Genomic DNA, 16,507 nt, shown 5'->3' with positions numbered 1-16,507 from the left:
ATGAACAACGTTAATACTCGATTCCATAAAACGGTGGTTTATTCCATTGTTGGGATCATGCTCATCCCGATTTTAGCGACCTTTGTCTATTCGCTTTCATCACGCTGGGGCGCCACGGTGCTTCCAGATGGTTTCACTTTTGATTGGTACGTTAAATTGCTGACCGACCCACGCTTTTTGCAAGCGTTTGGGCGTTCGCTGTTTATTTGTATTGCTTCGCTAACCCTCAGTGTGATTCTGGTTCTGCCAGCGATATTCGTGGTGTTTTACTACTTTCCAAGGCTCGATAAGCTCATGAACGTATTGATTTTGCTACCATTCGCTGTACCACCAGTGGTGTCCTCCGTCGGCTTGCTTCAACTTTATGCTGACAGTGAAATCTCCCTTATCGGTACTCCTTGGATTCTAGTAGGTACTTACTTCACCATAGCGTTACCGTTTATGTATCGTGCGATTTCTAATAGCTTCGAAGCAATTAACCTTAACGATTTAATGGACGCTGCACACTTGCTAGGAGCAAGCACAACCAAAACGTTTTTGATGGTCATTTTACCTAACCTCAAAAAAGGACTGATGGCATCGCTTTTCCTTTCATTTTCATTTCTATTGGGAGAGTTTGTGTTCGCCAATATTTTAGTCGGCACACGTTATGAAACCCTGCAAATCTACTTGTATAACATGCGTCAGACGAGCGGCCACTTTACGTCTGCCTTAGTGATGACCTACTTCCTATTTATTTTTTTACTGACTTGGTTGGCAAGTCGTTTCAGCCGAGGAGTCAAACAATGAGCTACGTAACAGCGAAAAATCTGACTAAACGTTTTGGTGATAACACCGTATTTGAGGACATTCACTTTAACATCGAGCAAGGTGAATTCATTACGCTTTTGGGCCCTAGCGGTTGTGGTAAATCGACACTACTTCGCAGCCTTGCTGGGCTTAACCCTGTCGATGGAGGCGAGGTTTGGGTAAACGGAGAAGATATCACGCATCAAGTCCCGCAAGAGCGTGGTATTGGGATGGTCTTTCAATCGTATGCGCTGTTTCCCAATATGACCGTCGAAGGCAACATTGCATTTGGCTTAAAAATGAAAAAGCTTGCGAATGATGATATTCGACGTGAAGTGGCTAAAGTCATCAAACTGGTGGATCTGGCAGGTAAAGAAAAACACTATCCGCATCAACTTTCTGGCGGTCAGCGCCAGCGTGTCGCACTCGCTCGAGCGTTGGTGGTGAAACCTCGCATATTATTGCTTGATGAGCCACTTTCTGCGCTTGATGCCAAAATCCGCAAACACCTTCGTCAGCAAATCCGAGACATTCAGAAAGAGATGAATCTCACCACTATCTTCGTAACTCATGACCAAGAAGAGGCGATGATTATGTCTGATCGTATCTTCCTAATGAGTAAAGGGGAAATTGTTCAAGCAGGAACACCTGAAGAAATTTATACTCATCCTGCTAACGAGTTTGTGGCCGGTTTCATGGGGCACTACAACCTTGTAGAGGCCAATAAAGCCAAGCAACTCTTCAACATTGATACCGAATGGAAAGTAGCGATTCGCCCAGAGTCTATATATGTAAAAGAGCAAGGTCGTCAATATGATAGCCACATCTCAGCGCCACAAGTAGGTACGATCACCAACCACCAGCTTCTAGGTAATGTTATTCGCTATCAAGTGAACGTTGAAGAGTGTGAGCTCACTGTTGACTTGCTTAACCGCTCTTCAGAACGCTTACTAGCGAATGGTAGCCAACTAGAGCTACTCTTTAACCTAAACGAAATTCAACCAGTGAGAGCCTAAACATGTCCAAACCTTTGTATGTTTTTGATATGGATGAAACCCTAATAAACGCTGACTGCGCAATGATTTGGAACGAGTTTATGGTTGAGAGAGGCATCGCGACTGATCCTTTATTTATTAAGGAAGATCAGCGTCTAATGGCCTTGTACTCTGAAGGCAAAATGGACATGGAAGATTACCTAGCGTTCTCCATGAAGCCACTAGAAAACATGCCGATTGAAGAAGTAAACGCCTTGGTTGAAGAATGTGTTGAAAGCCATATTTTGCCTAAACAGTTCCCTCAAGCCAAAACCCTGATTGAGCAGCTGTCTCGTGATGGTATAGATATGGTTATCATCTCTGCCAGCGTCACTTTTTTGGTGGAAGCCGTTGGTCGCCGTCTTAATATTCCAACCGCACTCGGAATTGATTTAATCGAGAAAAACAACCGTTATACTGCTGAAATCGACGGTATCCCGAGTTATCGTGAAGGCAAAGTCACGCGATTAAAACAGTGGCTAGAAAATCAGCCTGAGCCTTATTCCGAAATCCATTTCTATACCGATTCAATCAACGATTTACCGCTTTGTGAATACGCGAACTACGCTTATCTGGTAAATCCATGCCCACAACTAAAAGAACACGCCAACAGACCGAATTGGAGTGTGTTAAGTTGGGGGGTGATCTAGCCTCAAAAGACCGTTCTTCCTAAGTAAATACTTTTCTATTTGTTCAAAGAGCAGTTCTTTCTGCTCTTTTTTACTTCTCTTCATCACAAATTAATCAATTGATTAAATACTGATTAATTTTTCACATGTCGCATGAGAAATCAGCGTCTTATAATTAATCAAATGTTTAATATTTTGAGAGAAGATTGTGACGGAAGCGCATCGAAGGGCGGGAAGACCCACAGATAATATCGACGCACGGGAAAAACTGATTTTCCACGCGCGCGAACTCTTCACCATTATGGCTTATGACAAGGTCTCTACTCGCCTAGTCGCGCAGAAAGCAGGCGTGAACGTGGCGATGATTCGTTACTACTTTGGCAACAAAGAAGGCTTGTTCGAGACCATGTTGCGCGAAACACTGTCACCGATGCAAAAGCAGTTGCAGACGTTGGTATCCAACAGTAACGAGCAAAACTTTCTCGATCTAATGCGCACCTACTACCGCGAAATGATCAAGGTACCACAGTTCCCACGCTTAGTTGCCCAAGTTATGAATATGCCCCCATCGGAAACCCAACGCAAACTGCTCGAAAAAGTCTTCGCAGATATCAGCAAGCCAATGCAAGGCGTGATCTTTGATAAGTTGATCGACAGTGGCGTTTTACGAAAAGACGCCGACCCTCAACTTTGTCGCGTCTCTTACATCAGCTTGATGGTGTTTCCTTTTATGGCACCACCAGCACTGCTCGCCATTCATGGCATTGAACTTTCTGAAGCCTTCTTGAACCGATTATTCGAACACAACATACAACTGATGAAACATGGATTTTTAGACTCGGGCGACCAATATGAAGATAAATAAAAAGCTGCTGTTCTTTCCTGCTCTTGCGGTGGGGGTCGTCATTCTGTTTTTGGCGATTAGCCTCAAACCAGATTTGCCCGTAAAACCCGCAGGAGATCGTGCACGGTTGGTCGAGACGATTCCACTTGAGCTCAAAGCCATTGCTCCAGTAGCCATAGGGTTTGGCAAGATCGCCCCAAAAGTGGAATGGAAAGCGATAGCCGAAGTGACGGGGAAAGTGGTCTACCGCCATCCGCAGCTGGAAAAAGGACAAGTGTTGCAAGCAGGGACAGAAATCTTGCGAATCGACCCACTCGATTACGAACTGAAACTGGTTCAAGCTCAAGCCGATCTCAAATCTGCTCAAACCTCTCTGGCTAAGCTGAACCAAGAAGAAGCGAATCTCAAAAGCACACTCAAGATAGAAGCCAACCGTCTGGTTATCGCCAACAAAGAGTTAGACCGTAAACAAAACCTACGTAAGAAAGGCTTAACCTCGCAATCGGATGTAGATCAGCAAGAGCAAAGCGCGCTCTCTCAACGTAAGTTAGTGCTGGATATTGAAAATCAAATTGGTTTGATGCCGGATGAGAAACGAGTCGCGGAAGCCCTAGTTAAAGTTAATGCATCAAAAGTGGATGAGGCCGAACGCTCGCTTGATAAAACCATCATCACGCTTCCTTACGATTTGCGTATTGCTGACGTAGAAATTGAGAAAAAGCAAGTGGTTAACCTCCAACAAACCATGGTGACAGGACATGGTATTGATGTCATGGAAGTGGAAGCTCAACTATCCATTCATGACATGCAAACTTTGGCGGCGAGCATCGGTGAGTTTGTCCGCGATGAATCTGGTATTCCACAACCTGATATGAATGCGATTCATGCCAACATTGAACTCAGCAGCGGTAACCTCTCTGCAAGCTGGCCTGCGAAAGTTGCACGCATCAGCGAAACGGTTGATCCAAGCCAAGCGACTGCCGGTGTGATTCTGGAAATTGAACAAGACTACCGTGCATTAAACCCAACGTCTGCGCCTCCATTGGTGAACGGCATGTTTATGCGTGCCTTGATTGAGGGACAAGAGAACCCGAGTTGGGTCATCCCAGAGCGTGCGCTTCATGGCGATAAGATTTACCTGATGGGAGATGACAACCGTCTGCAAGTCGTGACGGTTGAAGTGTTATATCGCCGCAATAACCAAGTGGTGATCGATGGTGAACTAGAGCAAGGTCAGAAGCTGATCATCAACGATTTGCTCCCTGCGATTAACGGCATGCTATTGAAAGAGTCACCTGAACAGTCAGAAGCCACTATTGAGGAGTCTGATTCATGATCCGATTCTTCGCCAAGCATCCAACAGCAGCCAACTTGCTGATGCTAACGCTGCTGATATTGGGGATTTCTTCACTTTCCACGATTAAGCGTGAAACCTTTCCTGAGTTTGATCCGCCCTACATCCTAGCCGGTGTGGTTTACCCTGGCGCTTCCCCTCAAGAGGTAGAAGAGAGCATCTGTATCCGAATGGAAGATGCTGTCGATGGCCTTGCCAACATTAAAGAAACTCAGTGTGAAGCGATTGAGGGTTCTGCGCGTCTTATCTTAAAACTGAATGAAGAAGCCGACATTGGGCGCATGTTGGTTGATGTTCAAACCCAGATCAACTCGATAAACGACTTCCCACAAGAGATTGAATCTCCTGTGGTCCAAGAGCTCGATTGGAACGAGCCAGTTGTGGATGTCGCGATCACCGCAGATACCACATGGCCAGAGCTAAAAGCGTATGCCGAACAGCTTAAACGCACGTTAAAAATCGATTACGATGTCTCTTTGGTTGAAGTTGCAGGCTTCTCTGACCACCAATACCGAGTAGAGTTAGATACTCAAGCCATTCGCCAACTTGGCTTGAGTGTGGGTGATATTGCAGAGCAGATTGGTCGTCAAAACGTCAAGTTGCCAAGTGGTAATGTCGAAACGCCAGATAAGAACTTTCTGATCCGCTTTGACGAACGACGCGTAACGCCGGAAGAGCTTGAGACTATCGTCGTGGGATCTGGTCCAAATGGATCAATCATCCGTCTAAGAGATATTGCGACGATTACCGACCGGTTTGAATTGGACGAACAGAAAGTCCTCTTCGATGGTCACCCTTCTGCCCTACTAAAAGTCAGCAAAAACAAAGAAGATGACGCACTGCGTATCAAGGAACGGGTTGCTCAATTTGTCGAAGAACAACAAGCTATCGCGCCAGACGGTGTGATGCTACAAATGACCAATGACCTTTCATCCGTACTTTGGGATCGCCTGACCATGATGGTCAAAAACGGTTGGCAAGGTATCATTCTGGTCTTCGCCACCATGTGGTTGTTCTTTAGTTTTCGCTATTCCTTTTGGGTCGCAGCTGGTTTACCCGTTGCCTTCTTAGGTGGGTTATTTTTGATGGCGCAACTTGGCCTGTCCATCAACATCATGTCTTTAGTCGGGCTACTCATGGCCATCGGTATCATGATGGATGACGCCATCGTTATTGCCGAATCGATTGCCGCTCACCTCGACCGAGGAGAAGAGATCGATGATGCCGTAACTAAAGGGGTGAAGAAGGTACTGCCAGGAGTAATTTCTTCCTTCCTAACCACGGTGTGTATTTTCGGTAGCTTGTTATTCCTGCAAGGTGAAATGGGTGCGGTACTTAAAGCGGTTCCTCAAGTTCTGATCCTCGTTTTGAGTTTGAGTTTGGTGGAAGCCTTCTTGATCCTACCTAACCACCTTTCTCATTCACTGCATAAACAAAAGCAAGAGCGAACAACACCGAAGTTCAAACAAAAGCTGCTCGCTTCTTTTGAAAACTTCCGCAACACCACCTTGGTCAACGCAGTGGATAAAGTGGTCGAGTATCGCTATGCCTTTATGGGTGGCGTGGTTGCCTTGCTTCTTATCTCCGCTGCCACGTTAGTAGGTGGTTTGCTCAAGTTCCAACCCTTCCCTGAACTGGATGGCGACATTGCAGAAGCGCGTATTATTCTTCCTCCGGGTTCTTCTCTGTCTCAAACTGAAGCTGTCGTCGGTAAGATCGTTGCTTCCGCTCAAAAGCTAGATAAAGAATGGACAGAAAAAGTGGAAGACGGCAATCCATTGGTTCTGCACATCACCAGTCAATTCAACGCTAACGCCGACGCGAATGAATCTGGCCCTCACATTGCCACGGTACGTCTGGATTTGCTGGGCGCCGAGAGTCGTAACACACTCATCGATGAATTTATCGATGCATGGCGCGAAGACATTGGTGAACTTGCCGATCCTATCTCGTTGGTATTTAAACAACCGACCATGGGACCGGGTGGCCGGGCGATTGAGATTCGAGCGAAGCATGATGATCTGGATGCGCTTAAAGCAGCCTCTATCGACATTCAGCAATACTTGAATGAATTTGACGGTGTCCATGGCGTATTAGATGACATGCGCATGGGTAAAGAAGAAGTCTTGGTTAAAATTCGTCCTGGGGCGGAAGCTTATGGTATTAACGGTCAGCTCATTGCCAATCAATTGCGTGCGGCTTTCTTTGGCCAAACCGCAGACGAGATCCAAGTTGGGGTAGAAAACATTTCCATCGAAGTTCGCCTCGATAAAGCACAAGCTGGTGACTTACAGCAATTGGCAAACTTCCCAATAATCTTGTCCGATGGCAGTCAAATCCCACTCGCGACCATTGCAACTTTGGATTTCCAGCGTAATTACGTAAGAATCCAGCGCATTGATGGCTTGCGCACTGTGAGCGTATTCGGCGATATCGACAATACGAAAGCCAACTCAACCGCCATTATTCGTCAGTTCCAACAGAATGAAGCACCAAAGCTTATGCAAAAGTATCCTGGTCTTCGCTTTGATTTTGAAGGTGAAGCCAAAGATACCGCTGAAACTGGCGCATCAATGGGTAAAGGCTTCTTGCTTGGTTTGTTTGGCGTGTTTGCGATTCTGAGTTACCAATTCCGCAGTTATTTGGAACCATTCGTCGTCATGCTTGCGATTCCCCTCGCCTTTATTGGCGTGGTATGGGGACACATCCTACTCAGTCACTCATTAAGTATGCCAAGTATGATGGGCTTCGTCTCATTAGCAGGGATTGTGGTGAATGACTCGATTCTGTTAGTTCAGTACATACGCCATCATGTGGATGAAGGGGATAATGTGCATGACTCGGTAGTCAAAGCCAGTCGGGAACGCTTTAGAGCAGTATTCCTAACATCAATGACCACTGCAGCAGGTTTGCTTCCGTTACTGACTGAAACCAGTTTGCAAGCACAGGTTATCCAACCACTGGTTATCTCCATCGTGTTTGGTATTTTCGCATCCACTCTGCTGGTGTTGTTTATGATCCCTGCCGCGTATGCCATTTTAGCTGACTTCGGCCTAGTTCATAAACACGAAGAAATCTAAAACGACTGATAAGTAAACTTATCAAAATGAACAAGAGCGGCTTAGAGCGCTTTTTGTTCAATACCAATACGTTAAAAAACACACAATCACTTAACAAACAGAGGGTTATTGTATCGCATTAAGTGTGAATATGAACAGTTAAGGATTGAGTATGTTGAGTTTTATATAACCGAATCAAATAACCAACACAAGATTTATAATATGTTTTATTGTCAAAAACGGCATTTCACAGAGTAAAAATACACGTAGGCAACACATTCACAATTTAAACTCACGATAATGAAAACATTGATTGAAGAATTAACATTTTAACAATCATTACAACAATGTTAACTTTAGCCTCGTTGGTCGCGCTGGTGGTAAGCCTCTCACCAAGCCTATTGTCAGTTTTATATGGACGTTCGACCACCTCCAAAATGAATAGACACCCAATTTGGTGCCCTTTTTTCGCCCGTGAAAGCATTCTTCGCGGGCTTTTTTCTTCCCACTGAAATGGGCTTAATCTGCGTTAGTTTCTTTGCTCAATCTCTCTGTTTTTCCAGCCGTATACGATTCGATTACCGGAGACAAGTCCAGTAATTCCAATACTTTTTTTTCAAAAGTTTCATCAGCACTTCTCACCCAATCTAAAAGCTTCTGCTTAGCAAACATCGATTCGTACTTATACCAAAACTCGATGCTCAGGTAGAATTCATTTTTTTATGGGTAAATTGTATACTCTTCGTAATTCACTCTTATACTTAATATTACCTTCTGAGTATTTTGAGTATTTGTTTTTTCCAACTTCAACTAGCTCACACTTTATTGGTGGATAACCACTTAAGAAACCTCTAATTAAATATTCTTCTTTTTCTCTTTTTCGGTCTTCACTTTCTGGAATTTCTCCCCATTGTTTATTCGCACGCTTAGTCAATTCTTTCATCAAGTCTGTATGATATCCCCTCATAGAGCCTTCACTTTGCTCCGGGGCATGATAAAAATCATAATATTCTCTCTCTAAAAATGAGGACAATTGACTAATATTATCAATATCTTCTCCAGTAGATTTAACCCGTAGCCTAATATATAATCCACCTAGTTTGTTAATAGGAAGCAAAGGGTTTAATATTTTCTTCTGAAACAAAAAATATACCGTAGCTAATTTTATAAACCTTTCATGCCTCTCTATTTTTGATTCAACATCGAACTGTTCTAAATTAACAAGATCCTGGTATACATGTCCTTCATATATGTTGTTCGGACACTCAAATGACAGTACTAAGTCATCTATCTGGAACGCATTATGTAATAAATTAGAGAAATCCGGCTTTCCTCTAAAACCATCTTTACACATTTTAATAAAACTCATATGTCTATCTCTTATTCTTCAAATATGCATCAATACCTTTAAACGAGAGCCTGCAATATGAGTTCTAATTCAAGTAAAGGTAAGCCACATACTAAGGTATTATGAAGGTCAAAAAGGAGATCGGATCTTTTCTAAATTTTAAATATCTAACATCACCTCCACTTTACTGAAATCTACACTTTTAAAAGTTACATCCGCTCCATCCAGCAATAGCTCATCAAACACGCCAACTATTGATAATAAGCTTGAGGATCTGATCTCCACCCATGAAATGAGAAACAAAAAAGCCAGCCTTAAAAGGCTGGCAAGTAGAGCAACAAGGTCAGTGCTTACTGCTAACTAACACCGAACTCGTATTGGATTCATTTTCGTCTGTTAGTCTCTTTTATCGGCGTTTATGACTTGCTTGCTTTCTCTTTGTGGCACGTTACCTTTACTAACTGTTCTTGCTCATCTTTAATGTTTTTCACGATACGCTCATCACGTGCATGAATGGCATCCATGTTCATTTGCTGAATATCTGCTATAGCTTCATGTTTCATTTCAGAAAAGTCCTGACGTAAATCTGAGCTCCACTCCTCTTTGTCTAAAGTGTTAGCAGCAGCGATTGGTGATGACATTACAGCAATAAGACTTAGAGTAGATAGAAATACGCTTTTCATAATAAGCTCCTTGAGGATTAGCAGTTAATTTTAATTACAATTTATATATTGCACATACGATGCCAACTTTTATTTTGTTATTTTTCAACAACTTAAACAAACCCTCATGTTCAACGTTATCTTCGTATGGTAAATTTCGCTAACCAAGTGTCAAATTAACCATACGAATTTAAAACATTAGAAACATACACATTAGAAATACTTTGTCAGGCAGTTTTCTCATCAGATAATTACGTAACTGCCCACTAAAAAATCGCTTTGAATCAAAATGCGGAAACAAAAAAGCAGCCCGAAGGCTGCTCCTAATCGTTAATACCAAGCTTGTTAACTCGATACGCTTGCTTCAACGCTCGACGTCACTGGCGACTTTCTGAAACGATTAATCAAACGATGGATAAACCTCTTAATCGATCTGAAAATATTTTTAATATCTTCAAGCATTAAATACAAACAAGGCACCAACACTAAAGTCAGAACCGTTGCGTACAACACCGCAAAGCCCAAAGCGACAGCCATCGGTATGACAAAACGCGCCTGCAAACTCGTTTCAAACATTATCGGCAATACACCCGCAAACGTCGTTATTGAGGTGAGCGTGATAGCTCGAAAACGAGCACAACCCGCCTCAACAACCGCTTGTTTGATGTTCATACCCTTTTCTCTCACTTGGTTTACGTAATCTGTCATAACCAGAGAGTCGTTAATAACCACGCCAGCAGCGGCGATCAAACCAAATGTCGACATCATACTGATGTCTAAACCTAGCCAGAAATGGCCCCAAATCGCCCCCGTCAGACTAAACGGAATGACGGACATTACAATCAAAGGTTGGGTATAACTTTTTAACGGTACAGCTAACAAGATGTAGACGATGATCATGCCTGCAATAAAGAACAAAATCTGTTCATTACGCTGCGCAGCCTGCTCTTCAATATCACCGCCCAATTCTGTTTTCACAGTTGGGAAGGCTTGCTTCATGTCCGGTAAGATATTGTCGTCAATGACCTTAACGATTTCTTGAGGTTCAACCAATTCTTCGTCTATGGAACCATAGACATAAACGGTTTGATACCCGCCTTCACGTCGAATGCTACTCACGCCCGGCTGCTCATTGATCTTCACCACATCACCCAACATGACCTTCTTACCTGCTGGTGTGGTAATCACAGCGTAACGCAATGATGAGAATGCTTCACGCGTCAATTGCGGGTAACGCACCATAACTTTAATTTCTTCACCATCACGAATAATGCGCTGTGCTTCGCCACCATAAAAGCTGCCACCAACTTGCTCTGCGATCATGGTGAGATCCAGACCGAGATCGTACGCTACAGGCGCAAGAGACAGGAGTACTTCTTTGCTTCCAGAATCAATAGAAGATGAAATATCATATAACCCTTCTTCCTGCTGTAAACGCTCTATCAAGTAACGCCCAGCCTTGTTGAGCTCATTGATGTTAGAACCAAACAACAAGTAACCAAACTCATCTCTGTCACCACCACCCGCACTCTGCTCGCGGATTTTGATGCTCTTCATACCTGGAATAACAGGCATAGCTTCACGCCAACGTCGAGCCAGTTCAAATGTATTGAACGGGCGTAACTCTTCATCAACCAAAGGTACTAATACACGACCTTCGGCGCGGCTTCTGTTGTACGACAGCACATCACGAATCATTCCTTGACCATGTTCCGCAATGGTCTCAGATTCGATCTTTTGCATGATACGTTCAATAGTCTTGAGTGCACTGATTGTCTGCTCACTTGAAACGGTATCATTCATTTCAATAGTGATCGCAGGATAGTCGGTCGGCACTTTAGGGTTAGGGATCACCCGAACATAATTCGCGTTGATCAAAGCCGCGCTGATCAGCAGTAAACCACAGAACACCGCAAACACTGTCCAGCGCCAATGGGTGCATGTTGTTACAAAGTTACGATATGGACCATTTACAAAACCAAAAAAACGTTGGTTAAATCGGTCACGCCAGCCACCTGGTTTAACTGGCTTAAAATGAGTATGCGCAAGGTGTGCAGGAAGGATCAGCTTCGATTCAATCAAACTGAAGATCAAACAAAGAATCACGACCCCCGCGATACCATAAAAGAAGGCACTATCAATACCACTAGACAACAAGAAAGGAGCAAACACAGCAATTGTGGTTAACACACCGAAAGTGGCTGGTGTGGCAACACGTTTTACACCACGAACCACGTTTTCGACGCCACCGCCTTTTTCTTCAATTTCGCTGTAAGCGCTCTCTCCCATCACGATGGCGTCATCAACTACAATACCGAGCACCATAATGAAGGCAAAAAGAGACACTATGTTTACCGTGATCCCTAATGCAGGCATCATCATTACGGCACCGAGAAAACAGACAGGTAGCCCAATCATTACCCACATAGCCAAGCGGAAACGTAGGAAAATGGTCAGCATAATCGCGACTAATGCAGCGCCTTGCAGCAAGTTTTTCAACATCATGTCGAGACGCCCATTTAAATAATAAGTCGTATCAACTAAGACTTTGAGCTTAACATCCTGCGGCAATGTCTTGTTTTTTGCTTCAATATAATTACGAACGGACTGTGCAACAGGGATAATGTTCTGATCACGAGTTGCTTCAACAGACATGTAGATCGCATTTTGCCCTGAGTATTCAAAATAGCGCTCTTCTTCCGTAAAACCATCTTTGATCGTGGCGATATCTTGCAGTAAAACCTTTGCACCATTTGCGCCAAGCTTTACAGGAATATTTCTAAACTCATCACCACGGTAGTATTGGTTTTCAATCCTTACTGCAATCATCCCTGAATTTGTTTTTACTTCGCCCGCAGAAAAGTTAGCTGAATAACGGCTGATCGCGCTGCTGATATCGCTCAACGTCAGGTCGTATTTACGAAGAACAAGTGGGTCAACTTCAATCGCTATTTCTTCTTCTGGCGCACTCAGATACACCAGCATGACGTTTTCTAACTGAAGTAATTCATCTTCGATTTGCTTAGCAAGCGGTTTAAGCTCCTCGAGCTGTCGGTCCCCAACTAACCCCATTTCGATTACATCTTGGCGCCATTCAACTTGGTAGACATTGATTGGTTCCATACCCGCTGGTAAGTTAGACAAGGTATCAATACGTTGGTTTACATCATCTAAAACACGCTTGATATCGGCATTAACGTCTACCTCGATGGAAACATACGCGCTACCTCTAGAGGCCGTTGAGACTGCTTTTTTAATCCCGGTGACGTCTTTAATCGATTCCTCGACCTTAACGAGAATACTCTCTTCTATCTCTTGAGGAGAAGCGCCAGGATAAGTCGCACGAACATCAATGTAGTTCACCTCAATATTCGGAAACATCTGCCTTTGAATAAAGAGAAAACTCACCACACCCATGATAATGATGAACACCATCAAAAGGTTGGCAGCGACGGGATTATTCGCAAAATAGGCAATTAAGCCCTTTTGTTTAGTATCTTCCATGACATACTCCTACTTACTGTACGACGGTTTCGGAGTCGTCACTCTTTTTCGCGATTTGTACCGCCATGCCTTTTTGAGGGTACTCTGGTAAGGTCAGTACCAACTTATCACTTTGCTCTAAACCTTCGCCAACCAGCAAAAACTCACCTTCTGCTCTCAAAACCGTGACGGTTCTGGGTTGAAGTTGATTATCGCCATTCACCACCCACACGGTACGGTTTTTAACTAATTCCTGTGGTAAGCGATAGATATGCTTAAGTTCCTTACCAGTGAAACTCACTTCAACGTAGGAGCCGAATTTAATTGGAGGCTGCTGGTTATCGACACCGTATGGGTCCGCGATTTGAATGACCATGTTAATCATTCGGGTAGCGCTATCAATCATGCCTAAATCACGAACTACTCGACCTTCTCTAGTGGTAGAAAAGACACCTTGCTGCGTCACTGTCGCAGTGAGTTCACCAATGGATTCGGGTAAAAATGCACTATCAAAACCGGCAATGGGTACGTGCACCTCTGCCACTTCGATGTTGTTTAACGTGGCAACTCGAGAACCAGATGTAACAAATTGACCAACACCAATATCACGCTCAACAACCAGCGCATCGTAAGGTGCAACGACTTTGCAATTTTCTAACTCTCTTTTTGCTCGTTTGAGTGCCGCTTGAGCCGACTTTACTTGCGCTTGTGCGCTCAAAACGTGAGGCTTGCGTAAATACAGATCCGTCACTTGCTTATCGCTCAGTCTCTTTGCCTGACGTTTTGCCACTTCGGCTTTCGCTTGTTCCTCAATCAAGTTTGCGCGTGCACTAGCTAAATCGGCTTCAGCTTGTAAAACCGACGCTTCATAGTTGTCACTTTCAATTGTGAAAAGAACCTCTCCTCGTTTTACGATGCCACCCGTCACAAAATTCGGGTGCCAACTCGTAACTTCACCACTAACTTGCGCGGAAAGGTGTGTTTTTTCAAAAGGGACTAATTCACCGTGACTGGTAATCACCACTTTGTGATCAGTAGGAAAAAGAGAAGAAGCCTGAACAGTAGGTTCTGTAATTGCATCTTTGGTTGACTCTTTTTCCGGCGCAGTTGCGGCAATTGCAGCATATCCTGCATAAGAGCCTCCAACGACGACGAAGGGTAAAAGCCAACGTAATATGGGTTTTGCTAACATCGAAAATCCTTTTTTATTGTTGTTTTCAACACCACACTTTTATTCAGTCCATTGCTCCCGGTAAGCATGGTGGTGAGAGAATTGAATTTGAATAAACATCAAAGCGGCACTTGCCTAGTCTTTTAAGCAGCTAACTAGATAGTTATTGCCAATTCAAAGTTAATAAAATTAACAAAAAATTAACCAACTGCGCAAGTTGCTCTGACTTAACTTTTATTCTAAACAGCAAATGACATGCCAAGCATTTATTTATTAAAAATCATATGGTTATATAAAAACCATTATTTTATCCAGTGTGCTATTGGTCATAATCACCAGATATTAGTGATTATGACCAATACGGCCATAATGATAATTAAAATAAATGATTATCTGCGCTCTAAAAGTTGAACTTAGTGCAGGCTCTATGGCAATTCATTGATTAATCGCTCGTTATCAAACGGTCCTGGGTGCATGTGGCGTCAGCTTAAGTCTATAATTTGGAGTAGGTAACACTCTGTAAGACAAGGAAATGTGCTTTGTTACAAACGCTCGCCAAGTTGCTCTTCCCCTCGCTGCTCACTATTTTATCGGCATGCTCATCCGTATCGTTGAATGACGCCAGTGAAAAGTCCACCAGCTTTCAGCTCGGTTATCAAAAGGATTCTGTTCTTGCGCAGTACTTTGAAGCTTACGGGAGAGACCCTAAGTCCATAACTGGCTTTGCACCGTTAAATCAGGGACACGATGCCCTTCTTGCTCGAACCTCTTTGATCGAGTCCGCCCAGAAAAGCCTTGATCTTCAATATTATATTTACCGTGGTGACGAAACGAGTCAGCTAATAACGTGGCGCTTGTATGAAGCGGCAAAGCGTGGTGTTCGAGTAAGGCTGTTGCTTGACGATATGCAAAAGCGAAACGACGATGTGATGGCTGCCCTCAATGCACATCCTAATATAGAAATCCGCTTATTTAACCCGCATCAGTATCGCGACTCCCGTTGGTTCGCTCTTGCTAGCGATTTTGAACGCCTTAATCGTCGTATGCACAATAAGTCTCTGATTGCAGACAGTGTTTCCGCCATTGTCGGAGGTAGAAATATCGGCAATGAATACTTCTCTTTTGAATCGCAAGTTGAGTTTGGTGATTTTGATCTTCTGCTCTATGGTGAGGCGGTACAACAAACTGCCGATCAGTTCGACCTCTACTGGAATAGCGCCTATTCGATACCAATGGAATGGATTACACCGAATTCACAGCAAATTACCGACCAAGCGATTCAAAAGCAGGTCAATAAACTCCGGTTAGAGGAAAAGTTTTCAACCGGCCGCTATGACTTCACTCAACTGGATATGTACCAAGATCTAAAACAAGGCAAACTCAAGCTCTACTGGGGAGAAGCGAAAGTATGGTTTGATCTGCCCGATAAAGTCGCGACCCGAGAGAGCCAACTTATTGATAATTTGTCGGAACTGGTTAAAAGTGTTGAGGATTCATTTGTGCTCATCTCTCCCTATTTCGTTCCAACTGAAGTAGGTACTCAAGCATTAAGTAACGCGGCCAAGCGAGGCGTTGATATCACGATTGTGACCAATAGCCTCGCGTCTAACGATGTGTTTGCCGTGCATGGTTGGTACGCAAAATATCGAAAAGAATTACTCGAAGCTGGAATAAAGCTTTGGGAAGTAAAAGCGAGCGCGAAACTCAAAAGTAAGTGGAGCCTCACGGGGAGTAGCAGAGCAAGTTTACACGCTAAAGCAATGACGATTGATAACAAAACACTTTTCGTTGGTTCGATGAACTGGGACCCACGTTCGGCCGCTTTGAATACCGAAATGGCCGTTGTTATCGAACAGCCAGAATATGTGCAAATGTTTCTAGAACAACTGCCGAGTCAACTGTCGAGTAACGCCTATGCCTTAACTCTGCGCGACGGGGACATTGTCTGGACCGACGTAAAAACAGGCGAAGAATACAAGTCCGAACCAGAAGCAGGAGTATGGCGAAAAATGGGTGCTTGGTTCTCCGGAATATTACCAATTGAAGATCAGCTATAACAGTTGCCAATACTGCAAACCTACCCAGTAAAGCGAAACAAAATGGACGCTAGTTTTGGGGCTGGGGGGCACAACCA

Annotated in this window: 11 protein-coding genes; 7 read left to right on the top strand and 4 right to left on the bottom strand. The window is 43.8% G+C overall.

The window, feature by feature from the left end; genetic code table 11:
• The 6 genes from R7M72_RS13305 to R7M72_RS13280 all read left to right on the top strand — a co-directional run bounded on the left by R7M72_RS13305 (window position 1) and on the right by R7M72_RS13280 (window position 7,730).
• Window positions 1-789 (top strand): ABC transporter permease, encoded by a 789-nt coding sequence (locus tag R7M72_RS13305; RefSeq protein ID WP_315957409.1) that lies wholly within the window; start codon window positions 1-3, stop codon window positions 787-789.
• The gene (locus R7M72_RS13300; protein WP_025767985.1) at window positions 786-1,805 is read left to right on the top strand and encodes an ABC transporter ATP-binding protein; all 1,020 of its coding nucleotides are present in this window, start codon (window positions 786-788) and stop codon (window positions 1,803-1,805) included. The genes R7M72_RS13305 and R7M72_RS13300 overlap by 4 nt, the downstream gene beginning before the upstream one ends.
• Before the next feature lie 2 nt (window positions 1,806-1,807).
• Entirely contained in the window at window positions 1,808-2,473 is a 666-nt protein-coding gene (locus tag R7M72_RS13295) for an HAD family hydrolase (protein WP_315957408.1), read from the top strand.
• Window positions 2,474-2,660: 187 nt separating this feature from the next.
• Window positions 2,661-3,317 (top strand): TetR/AcrR family transcriptional regulator, encoded by a 657-nt coding sequence (locus R7M72_RS13290; RefSeq protein ID WP_318056217.1) that lies wholly within the window; start codon window positions 2,661-2,663, stop codon window positions 3,315-3,317.
• Window positions 3,304-4,632 (top strand): HlyD family secretion protein, encoded by a 1,329-nt coding sequence (locus R7M72_RS13285; RefSeq protein WP_315957406.1) that lies wholly within the window; start codon window positions 3,304-3,306, stop codon window positions 4,630-4,632. Before R7M72_RS13290 ends, R7M72_RS13285 begins: the two co-directional genes overlap by 14 nt.
• Window positions 4,629-7,730, top strand: a complete 3,102-nt coding sequence (locus R7M72_RS13280; RefSeq protein ID WP_315957405.1) for an efflux RND transporter permease subunit — start codon at window positions 4,629-4,631, stop codon at window positions 7,728-7,730. Before R7M72_RS13285 ends, R7M72_RS13280 begins: the two co-directional genes overlap by 4 nt.
• A gap of 691 nt (window positions 7,731-8,421) precedes the next feature.
• On the opposite strand, the gene R7M72_RS13275 is transcribed toward R7M72_RS13280, so the two are convergent.
• The 4 genes from R7M72_RS13275 to R7M72_RS13260 all read right to left on the bottom strand — a co-directional run bounded on the left by R7M72_RS13275 (window position 8,422) and on the right by R7M72_RS13260 (window position 14,394).
• Entirely contained in the window at window positions 8,422-9,078 is a 657-nt protein-coding gene (locus R7M72_RS13275) for a DNAase (protein WP_318056216.1), read from the bottom strand.
• A 395-nt stretch (window positions 9,079-9,473) separates the two neighbouring features.
• Window positions 9,474-9,740: a hypothetical protein gene (locus tag R7M72_RS13270; protein ID WP_005373876.1), complete on the bottom strand. Its 267-nt coding sequence runs from the start codon at window positions 9,738-9,740 to the stop codon at window positions 9,474-9,476.
• Window positions 9,741-10,064: 324 nt separating this feature from the next.
• The gene (locus R7M72_RS13265) at window positions 10,065-13,223 is read right to left on the bottom strand and encodes an efflux RND transporter permease subunit (RefSeq protein WP_318056215.1); all 3,159 of its coding nucleotides are present in this window, start codon (window positions 13,221-13,223) and stop codon (window positions 10,065-10,067) included.
• 13 nt (window positions 13,224-13,236) lie between these two features.
• Window positions 13,237-14,394, bottom strand: coding sequence for an efflux RND transporter periplasmic adaptor subunit (locus tag R7M72_RS13260; protein WP_005387110.1), 1,158 nt, complete (start codon window positions 14,392-14,394; stop codon window positions 13,237-13,239).
• A gap of 518 nt (window positions 14,395-14,912) precedes the next feature.
• Here R7M72_RS13260 and R7M72_RS13255 point away from each other — a divergent pair.
• Window positions 14,913-16,430 (top strand): phospholipase D family protein, encoded by a 1,518-nt coding sequence (locus tag R7M72_RS13255; RefSeq protein WP_054701536.1) that lies wholly within the window; start codon window positions 14,913-14,915, stop codon window positions 16,428-16,430.
• Window positions 16,431-16,507 lie beyond the last annotated feature (77 nt).

The organism is Vibrio sp. YT-18 (assembly GCF_033337345.1).
In the GTDB taxonomy this organism is placed as follows: domain Bacteria; phylum Pseudomonadota; class Gammaproteobacteria; order Enterobacterales; family Vibrionaceae; genus Vibrio; species Vibrio alginolyticus.
Note: the sequence above shows the minus strand (reverse complement) of the source record. Positions and strands in the feature narration are given on the sequence as shown.